Source organism: Sphingosinicella sp. CPCC 101087 (assembly GCF_004151485.1).
Classification (GTDB): Bacteria; Pseudomonadota; Alphaproteobacteria; order Sphingomonadales; family Sphingomonadaceae; genus Allosphingosinicella.
This window is the reverse complement of the sequence record NZ_SBFF01000003.1, coordinates 262336-278286: the sequence shown is the minus strand read 5'-3', so window position 1 is coordinate 278286 and position 15951 is coordinate 262336. Positions and strand designations below refer to the sequence as shown.

Annotated in this window: 19 protein-coding genes; 6 read left to right on the top strand and 13 right to left on the bottom strand. The window is 65.4% G+C overall.

Features of this window, described 5'->3' with window-relative positions:
- The 3 genes from EKM57_RS06590 to EKM57_RS06585 form a co-directional block, all read right to left on the bottom strand.
- Positions 1 to 663, bottom strand: a complete 663-nt coding sequence (locus EKM57_RS06590) for a sigma-70 family RNA polymerase sigma factor (protein WP_129791681.1) — start codon at positions 661 to 663, stop codon at positions 1 to 3.
- An 82-nt stretch (positions 664 to 745) separates the two neighbouring features.
- The gene (locus EKM57_RS22150; RefSeq protein WP_206185322.1) at positions 746 to 883 is read right to left on the bottom strand and encodes a hypothetical protein; all 138 of its coding nucleotides are present in this window, start codon (positions 881 to 883) and stop codon (positions 746 to 748) included.
- 73 nt (positions 884 to 956) lie between these two features.
- Positions 957 to 1751: a response regulator gene (locus EKM57_RS06585; protein ID WP_129791680.1), complete on the bottom strand. Its 795-nt coding sequence runs from the start codon at positions 1749 to 1751 to the stop codon at positions 957 to 959.
- A gap of 289 nt (positions 1752 to 2040) precedes the next feature.
- Between EKM57_RS06585 and EKM57_RS06580 the strand changes: the two genes are divergently transcribed.
- A complete protein-coding gene (locus EKM57_RS06580; protein ID WP_129791679.1) occupies positions 2041 to 2241 on the top strand; it encodes a NepR family anti-sigma factor in 201 nt (66 codons plus the stop codon).
- 38 nt (positions 2242 to 2279) lie between these two features.
- Positions 2280 to 3854 (top strand): sensor histidine kinase, encoded by a 1575-nt coding sequence (locus tag EKM57_RS06575; protein ID WP_129791678.1) that lies wholly within the window; start codon positions 2280 to 2282, stop codon positions 3852 to 3854.
- A 3-nt stretch (positions 3855 to 3857) separates the two neighbouring features.
- Here EKM57_RS06575 and EKM57_RS06570 read toward each other — a convergent pair whose 3' ends face one another.
- A complete protein-coding gene (locus EKM57_RS06570) occupies positions 3858 to 4046 on the bottom strand; it encodes a hypothetical protein (protein ID WP_129791677.1) in 189 nt (62 codons plus the stop codon).
- Between the two features lie 358 nt (positions 4047 to 4404).
- Between EKM57_RS06570 and EKM57_RS06565 the strand changes: the two genes are divergently transcribed.
- Positions 4405 to 4530, top strand: coding sequence for an entericidin A/B family lipoprotein (locus EKM57_RS06565; RefSeq protein WP_129791676.1), 126 nt, complete (start codon positions 4405 to 4407; stop codon positions 4528 to 4530).
- 86 nt (positions 4531 to 4616) lie between these two features.
- Here EKM57_RS06565 and tatC read toward each other — a convergent pair whose 3' ends face one another.
- The 5 genes from tatC to EKM57_RS06540 all read right to left on the bottom strand — a co-directional run bounded on the left by tatC (position 4617) and on the right by EKM57_RS06540 (position 7678).
- Positions 4617 to 5405 (bottom strand): twin-arginine translocase subunit TatC, encoded by a 789-nt coding sequence (gene tatC / locus EKM57_RS06560; RefSeq protein WP_129791675.1) that lies wholly within the window; start codon positions 5403 to 5405, stop codon positions 4617 to 4619.
- Entirely contained in the window at positions 5402 to 5809 is a 408-nt protein-coding gene (tatB, locus tag EKM57_RS06555) for a Sec-independent protein translocase protein TatB (RefSeq protein WP_129791674.1), read from the bottom strand. The genes tatC and tatB overlap by 4 nt, the downstream gene beginning before the upstream one ends.
- 34 nt (positions 5810 to 5843) lie before the next feature.
- A complete protein-coding gene (locus EKM57_RS06550; protein ID WP_129791673.1) occupies positions 5844 to 6098 on the bottom strand; it encodes a twin-arginine translocase TatA/TatE family subunit in 255 nt (84 codons plus the stop codon).
- Between the two features lie 201 nt (positions 6099 to 6299).
- The gene (gene scpB, locus EKM57_RS06545) at positions 6300 to 6905 is read right to left on the bottom strand and encodes an SMC-Scp complex subunit ScpB (RefSeq protein WP_129791672.1); all 606 of its coding nucleotides are present in this window, start codon (positions 6903 to 6905) and stop codon (positions 6300 to 6302) included.
- Positions 6902 to 7678, bottom strand: a complete 777-nt coding sequence (locus EKM57_RS06540; protein ID WP_129791671.1) for a ScpA family protein — start codon at positions 7676 to 7678, stop codon at positions 6902 to 6904. The genes scpB and EKM57_RS06540 overlap by 4 nt, the downstream gene beginning before the upstream one ends.
- Before the next feature lie 389 nt (positions 7679 to 8067).
- Here EKM57_RS06540 and EKM57_RS06535 point away from each other — a divergent pair, with 389 nt between their 5' ends.
- Positions 8068 to 8403, top strand: a complete 336-nt coding sequence (locus EKM57_RS06535; protein ID WP_129791670.1) for a glycine zipper 2TM domain-containing protein — start codon at positions 8068 to 8070, stop codon at positions 8401 to 8403.
- A gap of 118 nt (positions 8404 to 8521) precedes the next feature.
- Entirely contained in the window at positions 8522 to 8860 is a 339-nt protein-coding gene (locus EKM57_RS06530; protein WP_206185320.1) for a hypothetical protein, read from the top strand.
- A 49-nt stretch (positions 8861 to 8909) separates the two neighbouring features.
- Here EKM57_RS06530 and EKM57_RS06525 read toward each other — a convergent pair whose 3' ends face one another.
- The 4 genes from EKM57_RS06525 to EKM57_RS06510 form a co-directional block, all read right to left on the bottom strand.
- Positions 8910 to 9341 carry a biopolymer transporter ExbD gene (locus EKM57_RS06525; RefSeq protein ID WP_243450915.1) on the bottom strand — a complete coding sequence of 144 codons (432 nt, stop codon included), beginning with the start codon at positions 9339 to 9341 and terminating at the stop codon, positions 8910 to 8912.
- A 74-nt stretch (positions 9342 to 9415) separates the two neighbouring features.
- Positions 9416 to 9676, bottom strand: a complete 261-nt coding sequence (locus EKM57_RS06520) for a DUF5985 family protein (RefSeq protein ID WP_165357223.1) — start codon at positions 9674 to 9676, stop codon at positions 9416 to 9418.
- A complete protein-coding gene (locus EKM57_RS06515) occupies positions 9673 to 9945 on the bottom strand; it encodes a DUF5985 family protein (RefSeq protein WP_129791669.1) in 273 nt (90 codons plus the stop codon). The genes EKM57_RS06520 and EKM57_RS06515 overlap by 4 nt, the downstream gene beginning before the upstream one ends.
- Before the next feature lie 4 nt (positions 9946 to 9949).
- Entirely contained in the window at positions 9950 to 10321 is a 372-nt protein-coding gene (locus tag EKM57_RS06510; RefSeq protein ID WP_129791820.1) for a hypothetical protein, read from the bottom strand.
- Between the two features lie 226 nt (positions 10322 to 10547).
- Here EKM57_RS06510 and EKM57_RS06505 point away from each other — a divergent pair, with 226 nt between their 5' ends.
- Entirely contained in the window at positions 10548 to 15935 is a 5388-nt protein-coding gene (locus EKM57_RS06505; protein WP_129791668.1) for a HAMP domain-containing protein, read from the top strand.
- The last annotated feature ends 16 nt before the right edge of the window (positions 15936 to 15951 follow it).

The following is a 15951-nucleotide window of genomic DNA, read 5'->3' as shown; positions in this document are numbered from 1 at the left end:
TCATGGCTCGCCGCGCGCTTCCGGGTCGCGGTCCCGACTGAGTTCGTCCACCTCGCTCATGATGCTCTGGAGAGCCGACGCTTCCCCGGTCACATGCTCCCGGCGCGACGGCAGCTTGCCCTCGGTCATCAGCGCCTCCAGCGCGACGCGACCGCGGGCGACACGGCTCTTGATCGTACCGACCGCGCAGCCGCAAATCTCCGCCGCTTCCTCATAAGCGAAGCCGCCGGCCCCGACCAGGATCAGCGCCTCGCGTTGAGGCTGCGGCAGATGGAGAAGTGCCCTTTGCATGTCCGAAAGCTCAATATGGCGGTCCTGGCTCGCCGGGGCCGCCAGCAGCTTCGAGGCCGTTATCTCGTCCCATTCGCCCTTGAACCGAGCGCGGCGCATTTGGGAGAGGAAGAGGTTCCTCAGGATGATGAAGGTCCAGGCGCGCATGTTGGTGCCCGCCTGGAAGCGCTTGCGCGCCGCCCATGCCTTGAGCAGGGTCTCCTGAACCAAGTCGTCGGCGAGGTCTCTGCTGCCCGAGAGCGAACGCCCGAAGGCGCGCAGGTGCGGAATGACCTGGGCGAGCTGATCCTTAAACTCGGGATCCGACAGCGGAACGGTTTCCGCCCCGTCGCCTCGGCCCTTTTCGTGCACTGCAGGCCTGCCGCCCACCATCAACCAAGCCCCTCCGATACACGACGCGACGACGGCTGCAATGCGATGCCGGAGGGCATCGTTGCGCCGTTCAAGATAGGTTTCAACGCCAGATAAACAACAGGATAAGGAAGGCGACGACGACAAGGCCGATACCCCACACGAGCACGTAACGAGTCATGTGGGGAGTCGTACCCGCCCGGGCTTCGGTCGTAGTGATATGCTCGGGATCTTCGTCCATTCTCGCCGCCGCTGTCCCTTCGGTTCCATTCGTTTCAGTTGAGGAACGCGCGCCCTGCACGCCGGTTCCGCATTCAGGCGGGAACCGTGGCCGTGTCGAAGAACAATGCCTGGGCGATCTGCGCCTTGACGGTCGAGCGCTGGAACGGCTTGGTGATGAGGAAGGTGGGCTCCGGACGCTCTCCGGTGAGCAGGCGCTCGGGGAAGGCGGTGATGAAGATCACCGGGACTTTGAACTGCTGCAATATGTCCTTGACTGCGTCGATGCCCGAGCTGTCGTCGGCCAGCTGGATATCGGCGAGGACCAGGCTCGGCCTGCGGGCCATCGCCTGCTGGACGGCCTCATCGCGGGTGACTGCCACGCCGGTGACGGTATGACCGAGGTCCCGCACGATGGTCTCGATGTCCATGGCGATGATCGGCTCGTCTTCGATGATCAGCACCTCGGCCCGGGTCTGCCGCTCGATTTCGGTCAGCGCCTCGGCAACCAGGTTCTCCACCTCGTCCGGCGCGGCGCCGATAAGGAAGCCGGCGTCTTCGGGCGTGAAGCCCTCCATGGCCGTGAGCAGGAGCGCCTGGCGCGACAGCGGCGTGATCCGGGAAAGCCGCGCCTGGGCGATGCCTTCCGAATCGTTCATGTCCCGGTGGCCGGGCTGCTCCTCGATGTTGGCCGAGGACCAGATGGCGTGAAAGGTCCGGTAGAGGCCGAGCCGCGGATCGACGTCCCGCGGAAACGCCTCCGGCGCCGCGACGATGGCCTCAAGCGTCGCTCGAACGAAATTATCGCCATGGGTCTGACTGCCTGTCAGGGCCCGCGCATAGCGGCGTAGAAAGGGAAGATGCGGCTTCAGTTCGTCACCGAGCGACATTCCAGAGACTCCTTTTGCGGTTCCTTCGAGCTATTGAGTACGAGACGCCCCAATGCAAGCCCGATAGACGAGGATGAACGTGTCCGGAAACGGCGCAAAAAGAGCCCCGCCCCCGTCCTCGCATGAGGGTGGAACCATCGGGGGACTTTTTTGTTTCAATCGGGACGCGGGGCCATTATGCGGGTCCGCCATAACCGATGACTGTCGGCGGGACAGCGCACGAGGGCTGATCTTGCAACTGGACCAAGGCTGCGGGCGCGGCGCTGCGGGCCGTGAGGGGTATGAGATCTTGAGCTTTCAAGACGAACGGGAAGGCCGTCGCCGGCGCAAACCCCAATCCGAGAGCGAGCCGCCCATCACGACATCTCACCGCACAACAAAGAAGCGGGCCGACGGCGAAGTCGGCGACGCTCTCCGCTCCGCCTACGAGCGGATGGTCGAGGAGGACATACCCCCGGAAATGCTCGATCTGCTCGGCAAGCTCGGCTAGGGCCGCGGCCCTTGACTCTATCCGGCAATGACGAGGGATTGAGCGACGAGCGAACGGGCTGGCTGAGCACGCGCTGGAGCGGGCTCGCAAGCGGCCCGAAGATGTTGCTCATCTTGAGCCTCGCTCTTCTCCCGCTGGGCATCATCGCCATTATCTCCTCGGTCTACAGCGCTCGCGAGAACAGCGCTCAGCGCGCCGAGCAGACACTGGCGAGACTGAACGACAAGGCCGAGCGACTAGACGAGCTGCTGGAGCGAAGCATCGGGACGATGCGGGCCGCGAGCGCAGCCGTGGCCGCCGCGCCCGCCGACAGCCCCATTTGCGAACGACTTCTGATCCGGCTGGCGAGCCTCCAGCTGGCACCGGGCCGCTATGCGCTGCACGGGCCGAACGGCCGGCTTCGCTGCGCCACGGAGGGCTTCACGCCGCCGACACCCGCAGGTCCCGACCAGAGCGGACAGAGCTTCGAGATCTCCCGCGACGGCCAGACGCTTCACCTGGCCTTGTTCAACGAGAATGGCACGGTCGAAGCCATCGCCGAATTCAGCCGCGATTCGCTGGGGACCCTCTCCTACATCCCGGGCACGCGTGCCGACTTCAACCTGGAACTCACCGGCGGGGGGCGCAGGATGCTCCTGCGCGAGGACTATAGGCCAGTTCCCTTCGTTCGAACGGTGAGCGACGCCGCACCGATTGCGGATGGGCGGCTCATGCTCCGGATAACGCTCGGCGCCGTGCCGATCCGGCCCATCGACGTGCTCGTGATCCTCCTGCCGGTGATGATGTGGATCGCCGCCGGCCTGATCGGGTGGTGGATCGTGAACTGGCAGCTTCTTCGGCCGCTGGCGACGATCCAGCGCGTCGTCTCCTCCTACCGCCCGGGGGAGCGCCCGCTGGAGCTTCCAGCGCTGAAGTCGCCTGCCCGCGAGATCGGCGAATTGGGCGCGGCGTTCGACGAAGTTACCCGAACCGTTGCTCGGCATGAGGCGGAACTCGAAGAAGCGGTAGAGCGGCAGACCCGGCTGGTGCGCGAGGTCCACCACCGGGTGAAGAACAATCTTCAGGTGGTGGCATCGCTGCTCAACCTACACTCGCGCGGCAGCTCGAGCGAGGAGGCCGCAGCCGCTTATGCGTCGATCCAGCGCCGCGTCGACGCGCTCGCGGTCGTTCACCGCAATCATTATGCGGAGCTCGAGGAAAATCGCGGCGTCGCGCTGAAACCGCTCATTTCCGAGCTCGCCGCGAACCTGCGCGCCACCGCGCCGGCCGGCGCGTCCGGAATGCAGATCCGGCTCGCCATAGGGCCCTATTACGTCACGCAGGACGTGGCCGTGTCCGTCGCCTTCCTGGTCACCGAGATCACCGAATTCGGCATGCTGAGCGGCGCCGCTTTGGTGTCGATCATGCTGGAGGGCGGCGCCCCGGGAAGTGCCCGACTGTCGATCGAGGTGGACAGCCTCGCCGGCGACGGCCACCGCGACCCGGGCTTGTCGGACCGCTTCGAGCGGATCATCACGGGGCTGGCCCGCCAGCTTCGGTCGGCGCTCGACCGCGCTCCCGAGAGCGGCCGCTATTCGGTGGTGATCGCCGTCGTGGAGCGCGGCGAAGACTAGGGCCTAGCGGCTTCGGTCGTCAGGGTTCGGCTCGTCGGGACTATATTCCGGACGGCCCTTCGATTCCTTCCGCGCCTGCGCGAGATCGGCAGCATCCTGGCCCTTGTCGCTCGCGACGTCCACATTCCTCATCTCGTCCTGATCGACACCCTCCATGTCCGAGTGCGGGGGCGTCTTGGGCGGCTTCGACATCCAGAGTCTCCTTCCCTGCACCAACCGGCCGCGGGAGCGCGCGGTTGCACGATCGGCGGGTCCGGAAAAAAATTTGGCGACGCGCGGAACCGCTCGCGGGCTATCTCGTTTTGGGGTTCGGATAGTGACCTTTTGCCCCCCCGCTCTCGCTATCCAGAACATGGGTCCGGATGCGCTTACCTCCCCCCCCCCGGTAGCGCTTCCGGGCCCAACTTCTATCCGACATCCGCCGTCTAGATCCGCCGCTGGTCATCGGCGCGTGCGGGCACTTGCCGGCCACGGAACAATCGCCATGCGGCGGGCTTTTTACCCGCGTCCAGCCCGCCTGATAGTGGCCGGGCTGCCAAGGAGAGCCGTCATGGTGAAGAAGCTTCTAATGATCGTCGCGGTATCGAGCGGCCTGGTGCTTTCAGCCTGCAACACCGTTCGCGGCGCCGGCGAGGACGTCGAATCGGTGGCCAACGAGGTCGACGAAGAGATCTGATCCGCTGAAGCGCGCAACAAGTTCGAGGCGCCGCCTTCGGGCGGCGCCCTTTTTATACCGGCCCGCCAGCGAAAGCGGGCCTCCGGCTAGACGGGCGGCCTCGCTGCCTCTCGTGCGCGCCGGCGTTCGGTGAACCAGATCGCGACGAGCGAGACTTCGTAGAGCAGCACCAGCGGGATGGCGAGCAGAAGCTGCGAGATGACGTCCGGCGGGGTGAGGACGGCGGCGATGACGAAGGCGACGACAATCGCATAGCGCCGTCCGCTCTTGAGCTGGTTGCGGGTGACCAGACCGGCCCGTTCGAGCAGCATGAGCAGCACCGGAAGCAGAAAGGCGACTCCGAATCCGAAGATGAAGCGCGTGACGAAGCTCAGATAGTTACCAACCCCCGGGAGAGCGTCCTGCTGGACACCCGCAATATTGCCCTCGAAGCCCAGCAGGAAATGGAGCGCGACCGGCATCGCTACGTAATAAGCGAGCGCGGCCCCAAGCAGGAAAAGAAAGGGAGTCAGGAGGAGGAAGGGAAGGAAAGCCCGCTTCTCCTTCGAATAGAGCCCGGGGGCCACGAACTGCCACAGCTGGTTGGCGACGAACGGGAAGGAGAGCATCAGCGCCGCGAAGAACGCGACCTTGATCTCCACGAAGAACGCCTCGAACACGGCGGTGTAGATCAGCCGATCCTGCCCCGCCGCAAGCAGCGGCTGGACCAGGAAGCCGAAAATGGGCCGCGCGAAATAGAGGCAGACGGCGAACGAAGCCGCAACCGCGGCGAAGCTCCACAACAGCCGCCGTCGCAGCTCGATCAGATGGTCGAGCAACGGCGCCTTGGATGCGTCGACATCCTCAACCGGCTCGGCCGGATCGCGCTCGCTCATGGCCGCTCCTCGGGAGGGGGAGTCGGCCGGGCCCCGGGCGGCGTCGGGGATGCCCCGCCCGACAGGGCCTCCGGGCCCGGAGGCGTGGGCGGCACCGGCTGGGTCGGTCCGTAGGTTTCGGGAGCAGGCTTGCCCCAGCCGCTGTCGCCGCTCTCCGCGGCGGGCATCTGCGGATGCTCGCGCATGATGCGCTCATTGTCGGCCCGCCACTTCTTCTCCATCTCCTCGAGTTCCGCCTCGCGCATCATCGCATCGAAGCCGGAACGGAAGTGGCGCGCCATGCCACGCGCCCGGCCGACGAAATTGCCGATCGTACGCATTGCGCGCGGAAGATCCTTGGGCCCGATCACCACCAGGGCGATCACCGCGATGATCAACAGCTCGCCGGAATCGATGCCAAACATCCTGGCCGCGCGGAACTAAGAGGCCGAGCCGGGACTAGTGACGGTCGGCTTCGGAGGCGGAGCCCCGCTCGGCGGCCGGTGCCTCCGGCCGCGGGACCGGCCCGGGCTCGACCGCGCGCTCGTCCGGGAGCCGGCGCGGCGCCGGCTCGTCGTCCTCGCTCATGCCCTTCTTGAAGCTCTTTAGGCCCTTGGCGACATCGCCCATCATGTCGGAGAATCGTCCCTTGCCGAACAGAAGCAAGATGACGAGGCCGACGATGAGCCAATGCCAGAGGCTGAAACCACCCATGTGAATTCTCCCGATGTCGAAGCGAATCTAGGGTCCGGACTCGCAATCGGCAATGGCCGTGATCGGCCGGAAAGGCCGTCGGCAAGGAGCGCAGCGCCGGCGCGTAGCCGGATGTTACACGCAAGCAGGCGACGCCGTCCAGCGGCCTTCTCCGGCCGACCCACAAGGCGCTGGCGGACTTGCCGATCGCGAGTCCGTACCCTAGGCGTCCTCGCCGTCTGTTTCCAGTTCCGCCTCGTCCTCGCCTTCGAGTCCGAGGCGTTCGAGCGCCGTATCGACCGGGTCCAGCAGGCCCGCTGCCTTGAGATCATCGATCCCGGGAAGATCTCGCCGGCTCTTCAGGCCGAAGTGAGACAGGAATTCCTGTGTGGTCGCGAACGTGAGAGGACGGCCCGGAACCTCGCGCCGGCCGGCCGGCCGGACCCATCCCGCCTCCATCAGCACGTCGAGCGTGCCCTTGGAAATCTGCACGCCGCGAATCGCCTCTATCTCGGCGCGGCTTACCGGCTCGTGATAGGCGATGATGGCCAGCGTCTCGACCGCCGCCCGGGACAGCTTGCGGCTTTCCTCACGCTCACGCCGCAGGATGTGGGCAAGATCGGCTGCCGTCTGGAAATGCCAGCGCCGTCCCCTTTCGACCAGCTCGATGCCGCGTCCGGCATAATGGGCCTCGAGCTCGGCGAGAGCCGCCTTCACGTCCACGCTTGTTCCGACATAAGCGGCAATGTCGTCGACGCTGAGCGGTTCTTCGGCGGCAAACAGGGTGGCCTCGACGGCGCGCACCGGATCGGAAAGCTCCCTCATCAGGCAGCCCTTACGTACAGCGGAGAGAAGGTGTCGGCCTGGTCTAGCTCTACCTTCCCGAGCCGTGCCAGCTCGAGCATGGCGAGGAAGCTCGACGCGAGCGCCGACCGACGGAATTCCGGGTCCTGAGTCTCAGGGAGGAAGCTTTCGAGCGCCGTCCACTCCATCCGCAGTCCAAGCATCCGCTCCACCCGATGGATCGCCTCGTCCAGCGTCATAACGGGGCGACGGGCGACGATGTGAACCGTCGGCTCGCTGCGCGCCCGCACGATGCCATAGGCGGAGATCAGGTCGTAAAGGTCCGTGGTCCAGGCGGCGCGGCGCACGACCTTCAGCCCCTCCGGCTTGCCGCGGGTGAAAACGTCACGGCCCAGTCGATCCCCGCCGACCAGCCTTGCCCCCGCCTCGCGCATCGCCTGGAGTCGCTGCAGCCTGAGCTGAAGGCGCAGTGCGAGTTCCTCCGGGCCGGGCTCGACCTCGGGATCCTTGGGCAGCAGCAGGCAGGATTTGAGATAAGCCAGCCAGGCCGCCATCACGAGATAATCGGCCGCGATCTCGAGCCGGAGCTTCTTCGCATCGGCGATGAAGGCGAGATATTGCTCGACCAAGGCAAGGATGGAGATTTTCGACAGGTCGACCTTCTGCGCCCGCGCCAGGGTGAGGAGGAGGTCGAGCGGTCCCTCCCAGCCGTCCAGGTCGAGCGTCAGCCGCTCGCCCTCGCGCGCGGGCGGCGCATGATCGCCACTCGTTTCGAAGGGTTCGTCGGAAGGATCCACGCGCCGGAGACTAAGGACAGCGGGCGCCGATGTCGAAGAGGAATCCCCACTTTTCCACAGATGTATGCGCCCAGGCTGAAATCCTCGCGCCGCAGTCCGGCACCTGCCGCTGGCCCAATCGGGGAGGGATGTTTGCGCGCGGCAATAAGGATGCGCCTTCGCGTTCCGAGCCGGCCAGAGGCAGGGCGACGATCCGCCCGTTGCCGATCGAAGGGGTTCGGCCCGCAATGGAGCGGATCTGACTCCGGGGGCACCGGGCGCGGCGAACCGACCCGTCCGAGCGACGGGAAGCCGGTGCCGGTGTCAGGCGGCGGCTGCCGCCGGCTCCGGGGAGCGCTAGGATCGTTCCGGATAACCATCCAGTGCCGCTTGTTCAGGAGTATGTGTCGATGAAAACCTTCGCTTGCGCCGCCGCCGCGCTCGCACTTTGCCTTCCAATCGCGCCCGCGTTGGCCGATCCGCCGCCATGGGCACCGGCCCACGGCCGCCGAGCCAAGGATCGTGCGCTCGGCGCGCGCGATGTCGTTTGGCGCGGGGAGGACGGGCGTTACCACTGCCGCCGCAGCGACGGAACAACGGGCCTGATCGTCGGCGCCGCGGTAGGCGCATTGCTGGGCCGCGAACTGGATGGCGGACGCGAGCGCACCCTCGGCACAGTGCTGGGCGGCGCCGCCGGCGCGCTAGCCGGCCGGGAGATCGAGCGGGGCGGCATTCGCTGCCGATGATCGATCGGCCTCGGAGACGCAGGAAGGTAAACGGAAGGTGAACGCAACGTAGCTTTGGGTTCATGCAACGAGGCGTAGCTTATGTCCGTTGTTCACCCGTGTAGAGGGAGTCGAAGCCATGCGTATCCTCATCACCGCCGCCGTTGCCGCGGCTGGCCTGCTCGCCATTCCTGCCCTTCCAGGCAGCAGCGCCAGCGCCCAATGGCGCGGCGGCTATTATGACCGGGGCGACTATCGCGAATATCGACGCGACGTTCGCAGAGCCCAGCGCGACTGCCGTCGCGACCTGCGGCGCGCCGACAGTCGCCGTGAATATCGTCGCGAATTGCGCGATTGTCGCCGCGACCTGCGCGAAGCGCGTCGCGAGTTCCGCCGCGACCTGCGCGACGACCGACGCTGGTACGGCCGATACGACAATCGTTATTGGGACGGACGGCGCTGGCGCGATCGCTGGTAACAAGGGCTGAGAGGCCGGCCCCGCCTCGGCGGGGACCGGCCGCTCAGCTTCAATCCATCATCCGCGCGAAGCGTTCGTTGCCGACCAACCCCATCCGGTCGATGCCGGCGCGGGCGATCTCAGCCAGGATGGCGTCCACCCGCGCATATCGAGTCTCCGCATCCGCAGCGACATGAAGCTCGGGCATCGTCGGGTCGGCCGCCATCGCGCCGAGACGTTGCGCGAGCTGGCCGTCGCTTATCGCCAGGCCGTTCCAAGAAAGATTGCCGCCCGCGTCTATGTCGAGGCGATGAACCGGGCGATCGGTGCCGGGCCCCGGCGGGGGAGCATCGAGCGGCACCTTATGGGTGGCGATCGGGACCGAGACAATGAACATGACCAGCAACACCAACATCAGGTCGATCAGCGGAGTCGTGTTCATTGCGGGGGCGGGATCCGGTCCCGCCGAGGAGAAGGGATGGATACGAAGATCTCGTCGCATATAGCACCTCCCGCTAATGTTATATCATGACGCGAAGAGGATGAACAGAGCAACAAACGTTCCGATCGGGACCGCTATCCCTTGCGGTTCTTTCGCCAGATCGAGACGAGGATGAGCAGGAAAGCAGCGAGGCGGAGCAGGTAGAGCCAGCTGCGCTCCTCCACCGGGATGTCGGTGAAGGTCAGCAGGCATTGGGTGAGGCCGAGAAGCCAGAAGGCGAGCGCGAACGCGACGAACAGGCCTTCATGCGTCCGCTTCCAGAAGCGCAGGAAGAACAAGCCCGACACGATGAAGCCCATCGTGATCGCCCCCGAGAGGAAGTCGAACAACGTCATTCCTCCAGGTCCCAGATGAAGCCGAACAGAAGGACGCCGACCGCGCCCAGCGACAACAAGGTCCGCACGAGCCGGAAGTCGACCGTCCTGATGACCAGGAGGTCCAGGATGACCACGAAACTGTTCCCCGCCAGCAGCAGGAAGCACAAGGCGCTCCACAAGAGAACCCGGGCACCGGTGCGCCAGTAATTGCGCGCCAGCAGAACCGCGCAGGCGCCGCCCGTCAGAAAGCAGAGGAGATAGACCAGAGCGGGGAACCAGTCCGTCACCGCCTCAATCCTTTCTGAGCTTGAAGGAATCGGCGAAGGCGGTGATGCCCGGATTGGCAGCGGCCACGATCATTCGCCGCACGGCATCGGGGCTCGTCCCGTAAAGCGCCTCGGCGCGCTCCGCCAACTCGTCGAGATCCTCGCTGGCGGGAGAATAGCGCGCGGAGCCGTCCGACTCGATCAGGACCAAGCCAGCCGCGATCAGTGCCTCGACGCTCTGGGTGACCACCAGATCGCTCCCCCTGAGCCCGGTCACCATCTCGTCGTGGGTAAGGCTGCGGTCCCGATGCTGCCTCAGGAAGCAGAGCAGTTCCAGAGCCCACACCGACCTGAAGGTGGCGCGGATGAAGCTGGCGACTTCCTGCTTCGACGGCATCCCGACGCGTTCGATCCCTTCCCTGGTGCTGCCCAGGCCTTGTCGTTCCACCCGTTCCGCAGCGCCTTCTAGTCCGCTGACACGGGGGTGCAACCCCAAGCCCGCGCAAGATCGTAAACCAACTTTTTCTTAGGCATGGCGGCCGCCTTCTTGCTAAGGAAGCCGAACCGGGCGGGGGCTTGGCATTCGACTTTCGGGCGGGGGGAACCGCGCGAAGGAGTGCTGCGTGAACGATGTTTCGGCTCGCGATTTTCTCGACCGGCGCCAATTGGTAAGCGCGCTCCGCAGCTTCCGGCGCGGCGACTTCTCGGTACGGCTTCCCGAGGACCTTTCCGGAACCGATGGCGAGATTGCCCGTCTGTTCAACGAGGTCGTCAGCCTCGAAGAAAATATGACCGACGAGTTCGAGCGGCTTTCCGTCGTCGTCGGCAAGGAAGGCAAGATCAGCCAGCGCGGCCGCGTCCGCGGTGCCACCGGCGGCTGGGAAACGAAGCTGCGCGCGCTCAACGACCTGATCGAGGACATGGTCCAGCCGACCGCCGAAGTGGCCCGCGTGATCGGCGCGGTCGCCAAGGGCGACCTCTCCCAGTCGATGACCGTCGAGATTGACGGGCGGCCGCTCCGGGGAGAATTCCTCAGGATCGGCAAGATCGTCAATACGATGGTCGAGCAGCTCGCTTCGTTCGCCTCGGAGGTGACCCGCGTCGCCCGCGAGGTCGGGACGGAAGGCAAGCTCGGCGGCCAGGCGAACGTGAGGGGCGTCGCCGGCACCTGGAAGGATCTTACCGACAACGTCAACGCGATGGCGACCAATCTCACCGGGCAGGTCCGCAACATCGCCGAGGTGACGACCGCGGTGGCCTCGGGCGACCTGTCCAAGAAGATCACCGTCGAGGTGAAGGGGGAGATTCTCGAACTCAAGAACACGATCAACGTGATGGTCGACCAGCTCAATTCCTTTGCGTCGGAAGTCACCCGTGTCGCCCGCGAGGTCGGCACCGAGGGCAAGCTCGGCGGCCAGGCCCGGGTCGAAGGCGTCGCCGGCACGTGGAAGGACCTTACCGACAACGTCAACCTGATGGCCGAGAACCTGACCGGGCAGGTCCGCAACATCGCCGAGGTGACCACCGCGGTGGCCTCGGGCGACCTTTCGAAGAAGATCACGGTCGACGTGAAGGGCGAGATCCTCGAGCTCAAGAACACGATCAACGTGATGGTCGACCAGCTCAACGCCTTCGCTTCCGAGGTGACCCGCGTCGCTCGCGAGGTCGGCACCGAAGGCAAGCTCGGCGGACAGGCGCAGGTGCCCGGGGTCGGCGGCACCTGGAAGGATCTCACCGACAACGTCAACCTCATGGCGGACAACCTGACCGGGCAGGTCCGCAACATCGCCGAAGTGACCACCGCCGTCGCGCGCGGCGACCTTTCGAAGAAGATCACGGTCGACGTGAAGGGCGAGATCCTCGAGCTCAAGAACACGATCAACGTGATGGTCGACCAGCTCAACGCCTTCGCCTCCGAGGTGACCCGCGTCGCCCGCGAGGTCGGCACCGAGGGCAAGCTCGGCGGACAGGCCCAGGTCGAAGGCGTCGGCGGCACCTGGAAGGACCTCACCGACAACGTCAACCTGATGGCGGCCAACCTTACCGGGCAGGTCCGCAACATCGCCGAAGTGACGACGGCCGTCGCGCGCGGCGACCTTTCGAAGAAGATCACGGTCGACGTGAAGGGCGAGATCCTCGAACTCAAGAACACGATCAACGTGATGGTGGATCAGCTCAACGCCTTCGCCTCCGAGGTGACCCGCGTGGCCCGCGAGGTCGGGTCGGAAGGCAAGCTCGGCGGACAGGCCCAGGTCGAGGGCGTCGGCGGCACCTGGAAAGACCTCACCGACAACGTCAACCTGATGGCGGGCAATCTGACCGGGCAGGTCCGCAACATCGCCGAGGTGACCACCGCCGTCGCGCGCGGCGACCTTTCGAAGAAGATCACGGTCGACGTGAAGGGCGAGATCCTCGAGCTGAAGAACACCATCAACGTGATGGTGGACCAGCTCAATTCGTTCGCGTCGGAGGTCACCCGCGTCGCCCGCGAGGTCGGGTCGGAAGGCAAGCTCGGCGGACAGGCCCAGGTCGAAGGCGTCGGCGGCACCTGGAAGGACCTCACCGACAACGTCAACGCGATGGCTGCCAACCTGACCGGGCAGGTCCGCAACATCGCCGAGGTGACGACGGCAGTCGCACTTGGCGATCTTTCCAAGAAGATCACCGTCGACGTGAAAGGCGAGATCCTCGAGCTCAAGCAGACCATCAACACGATGGTCGACCAGCTCAACTCGTTCGCTTCGGAAGTCACCCGTGTCGCCCGCGAGGTCGGCACCGAGGGCAAGCTCGGCGGCCAGGCGCAGGTGCGCGGCGTCGCCGGCACGTGGAAGGACCTTACCGACAACGTCAACCTGATGGCCGAGAACCTGACTGGGCAGGTCCGCAACATCGCCGAAGTGACGACCGCGGTCGCGCGCGGCGACCTTTCGAAGAAGATCACCGTCGACGTGAAGGGCGAGATCCTCGAGCTCAAGAACACGATCAACGTGATGGTCGACCAGCTCAACGCCTTCGCTTCCGAGGTGACCCGCGTCGCCCGCGAGGTCGGTACCGAAGGCAAGCTCGGCGGCCAGGCGCAGGTGCCCGGGGTCGGCGGCACCTGGAAAGACCTCACCGAGAACGTCAATCTGATGGCGACCAACCTGACCAACCAGGTGCGCGGCATTGCCGACGTCGTCACTGCGGTGGCGCAGGGCAACCTCAAGCGCAAGCTGACGGTCGATGCGAAGGGCGAGATCGCCGCCCTCGCGGAAACGATCAACTTCATGATCGAGACGCTGTCGACCTTCGGCGATCAGGTCACAAACATGGCGCGCGAGGTCGGGATCGAGGGCCGGCTGGGCGGCCAGGCGCGCGTTCCCGGCGCCGCCGGCCTGTGGCGCGACCTTACCGACAACGTCAACCAGCTCGCCGCCAACCTGACCAATCAGGTGCGCTCGATCGCCGACGTGGCCACAGCGGTGACCAAGGGGGATCTCACCCGTTCGATCGCGGTCGAGGCGTCGGGCGAGATGGCCGCCCTCAAGGACACGATCAACGAGATGATCCGCAACCTCAAGGAGCAGACCTTGAAGAATGCGGAGCAGGACTGGTTGAAGACCAACCTCGCCCGCTTCTCGCGCATGCTGCAGGGCGAGCGCGACCTGGCCACCGTCTCCAACCTGATCATGTCCGAGCTGGCGCCGCTGGTGAACGCTCAATATGGAGTCTTCTACGTCACCAAGCGCGACGAGGAGGAGACCAAGCTCGAGCTGGTCGCCAGCTACGGGGCGGAGAGTCATGGGACGCTGAAGCGCGAGTTCGGCCTGCGCGAAGGCCTGGTCGGCCAAGCGGCCGCCGACAAGAGGCCGATCCTGCTCGAGAACGTGCCGGGCGACTTCATCCGCATCGGTTCCGGCCTCGGCCATGCCGCGCCGGCCAACATCAATATCCTCCCGGCCTTGTTCGAGGACGACGTGAAGGCGGTGATCGAGCTCGCCTCGTTCAGCGAGTTCAACGAAACCCACCAGAGCTTCCTCAACCAGCTGATGGAATCGGTCGGCATCGTGCTCAATACGATCGCCGCGACGATGCGGACCGAAGGGCTGTTGAAGCAGTCCCAGCTCCTGACCCAGGAGCTGCAGGCGCGCCAGACCGAACTCACCACCAAGCAGGAAGAGCTTCACGCCACGAACGAGGAACTGCAGGAGAAAGCCCAGCTCCTCGAAAACGAGAAGAAGCAGGTCGAGGCGAAAAATCTCGAGATCGAGATGGCCAGGCGCGCGATCGAGGAGAAGGCCGAGCAGCTCGCCTTGACGTCGAAATACAAGTCGGAATTCCTGGCCAATATGAGCCACGAACTGCGCACGCCGCTCAATTCGCTGCTCATCCTCTCCAAGCTGCTCGCCGACAATCCGCAGGGCAACCTGAACGAGAAGCAGACCGAATTCGCCCGCACCATCCATTCCGCCGGATCGGACCTGCTCAACCTGATCAACGACATACTCGACCTGTCCAAGATCGAATCGGGCACGATCTCGATCGAGATCGGCGACATGCCGATGAGCAGCCTCAAGCAGCACATGGAGCGGACCTTCCGGCAGCTAGCTTCCGACAAGGGGCTCGAGCTGCGAATCGACTTTGCCGACAATCTGCCCGCCGCGATCCGAACCGACGAGAAGCGGCTGCAGCAGATCGTGCTCAACCTCCTTTCCAACGCCTTCAAGTTCACCGCCGAGGGCAGCGTTACCTTGGCAGCTCGCTGCGCCGAAGCGGGATGGAGCGGCAATCATCCGGTCCTCCGCAACTTCGACCAGGCGATCGAGATCGCCGTCACCGATACCGGGATCGGCATTCCCGAGGACAAGCAAAAGCTGATCTTCGAGGCTTTCCAGCAGGCCGACGCCACGACCAGCCGCAAATATGGGGGCACCGGTCTGGGCCTGTCGATCAGCCGCGAGATTGCGCGGCTGCTCGGCGGCGAGCTGCAGGTGAAATCCAAGCCGGGCGAGGGCTCCACCTTCACCCTGTTCATTCCGCTCGAGACCGTGGCGATCGCGGCGCCCCCCGTGCCCGGATCGACCGCGCGCTACGAGAATAGCGGTGCCACCGTGCCGTCGGCCCTGCCGGCGACGATCGAGGTCAACGACGATCGCGACAACCTGGACACCGACCCCTTCGTGCTGATCGTCGAGGATGATGTGACTTTCGCCTCGATCCTGCTCGATCTCGCCCACGAAGCCGGCCTCAAGGGCGTCATTTCGACGGCCGGGGCCGGCACGCTGGCAATGGCGCGCAAGCTCCGGCCCGACGGGATTACCCTCGATCTCGGCCTGGACGACATCAACGGCTTCGTGCTGCTCGACCTGCTCAAGCACGATCCGGACACGCGCGACATTCCGATTCACGTCATTTCGGGCGCGGACGAGCTGGACTCGGTCACGGCGATGGGTGCGTTCGGCGTGACCGGCAAACCGGCCAACGATCGCGACCTGGCCCAGATATTCGAGGCGATCCGCCGGGAGGCCGGCACCGGCAAGAAACGCCGCCGTGCAAGGCCGCAGGGGGACCCCGCACAGCAGCACGCGCACAAACTTCCCGAGCTTGCCGGCGCCAGGATCCTGATCGTCGACGACGATATCAGGAACATCTACTCACTCACCAGCGTATTGGAGAGCTACGAGGTGGAGGTGCTGCATGCCGAGCGAGGTCAGGACGGGATCCTCATTCTCGAACAGACCCCCGGTATCGACGTCGCCCTCATCGATATCATGATGCCCGAGATGGACGGTTACGAGACCATCCAGCAGGTCAGGCAGCGCCAGGCGCTGGCCCGCGTGCCGCTGATCGCGGTCACCGCCAAGGCGATGAAGGGGGACCGGCAGAAGTGCCTCGCCGCGGGTGCCTCCGACTATATTGCCAAGCCGGTCGACATCGACCTGCTGCTCGCCTTGCTGCGGGTCTGGGTCGGGAAGACCCGAAGCGAGACGGCGGCGCCCGTCACGCCACCGACGCCGACGGCGGCCCGATAAGCGATGAACGGCGCCA

Excerpts from the sequence above, each read along its gene's own strand:
- EKM57_RS06535 (WP_129791670.1), top strand. The coding sequence starts at position 8,068 with ATGAAAACCTTCGCTTGCGCCGCCGCCGCGCTCGCACTTTGCCTTCCA.
- EKM57_RS06550 (WP_129791673.1), bottom strand. The coding sequence starts at position 6,098 with ATGGGTGGTTTCAGCCTCTGGCATTGGCTCATCGTCGGCCTCGTCATC.
- EKM57_RS06520 (WP_165357223.1), bottom strand. The coding sequence starts at position 9,676 with ATGACGTTGTTCGACTTCCTCTCGGGGGCGATCACGATGGGCTTCATC.
- EKM57_RS06510 (WP_129791820.1), bottom strand. The coding sequence starts at position 10,321 with ATGCCGTCGAAGCAGGAAGTCGCCAGCTTCATCCGCGCCACCTTCAGG.
- EKM57_RS06525 (WP_243450915.1), bottom strand. The coding sequence starts at position 9,341 with ATGCGACGAGATCTTCGTATCCATCCCTTCTCCTCGGCGGGACCGGAT.
- EKM57_RS06565 (WP_129791676.1), top strand. The coding sequence starts at position 4,405 with ATGGTGAAGAAGCTTCTAATGATCGTCGCGGTATCGAGCGGCCTGGTG.
- EKM57_RS06570 (WP_129791677.1), bottom strand. The coding sequence starts at position 4,046 with ATGTCGAAGCCGCCCAAGACGCCCCCGCACTCGGACATGGAGGGTGTC.
- tatC (WP_129791675.1), bottom strand. The coding sequence starts at position 5,405 with ATGAGCGAGCGCGATCCGGCCGAGCCGGTTGAGGATGTCGACGCATCC.
- EKM57_RS06585 (WP_129791680.1), bottom strand. The coding sequence starts at position 1,751 with ATGTCGCTCGGTGACGAACTGAAGCCGCATCTTCCCTTTCTACGCCGC.
- EKM57_RS06530 (WP_206185320.1), top strand. The coding sequence starts at position 8,522 with ATGCGTATCCTCATCACCGCCGCCGTTGCCGCGGCTGGCCTGCTCGCC.
- tatB (WP_129791674.1), bottom strand. The coding sequence starts at position 5,809 with ATGTTTGGCATCGATTCCGGCGAGCTGTTGATCATCGCGGTGATCGCC.
- EKM57_RS22150 (WP_206185322.1), bottom strand. The coding sequence starts at position 883 with ATGGACGAAGATCCCGAGCATATCACTACGACCGAAGCCCGGGCGGGT.
- EKM57_RS06590 (WP_129791681.1), bottom strand. The coding sequence starts at position 663 with ATGGTGGGCGGCAGGCCTGCAGTGCACGAAAAGGGCCGAGGCGACGGG.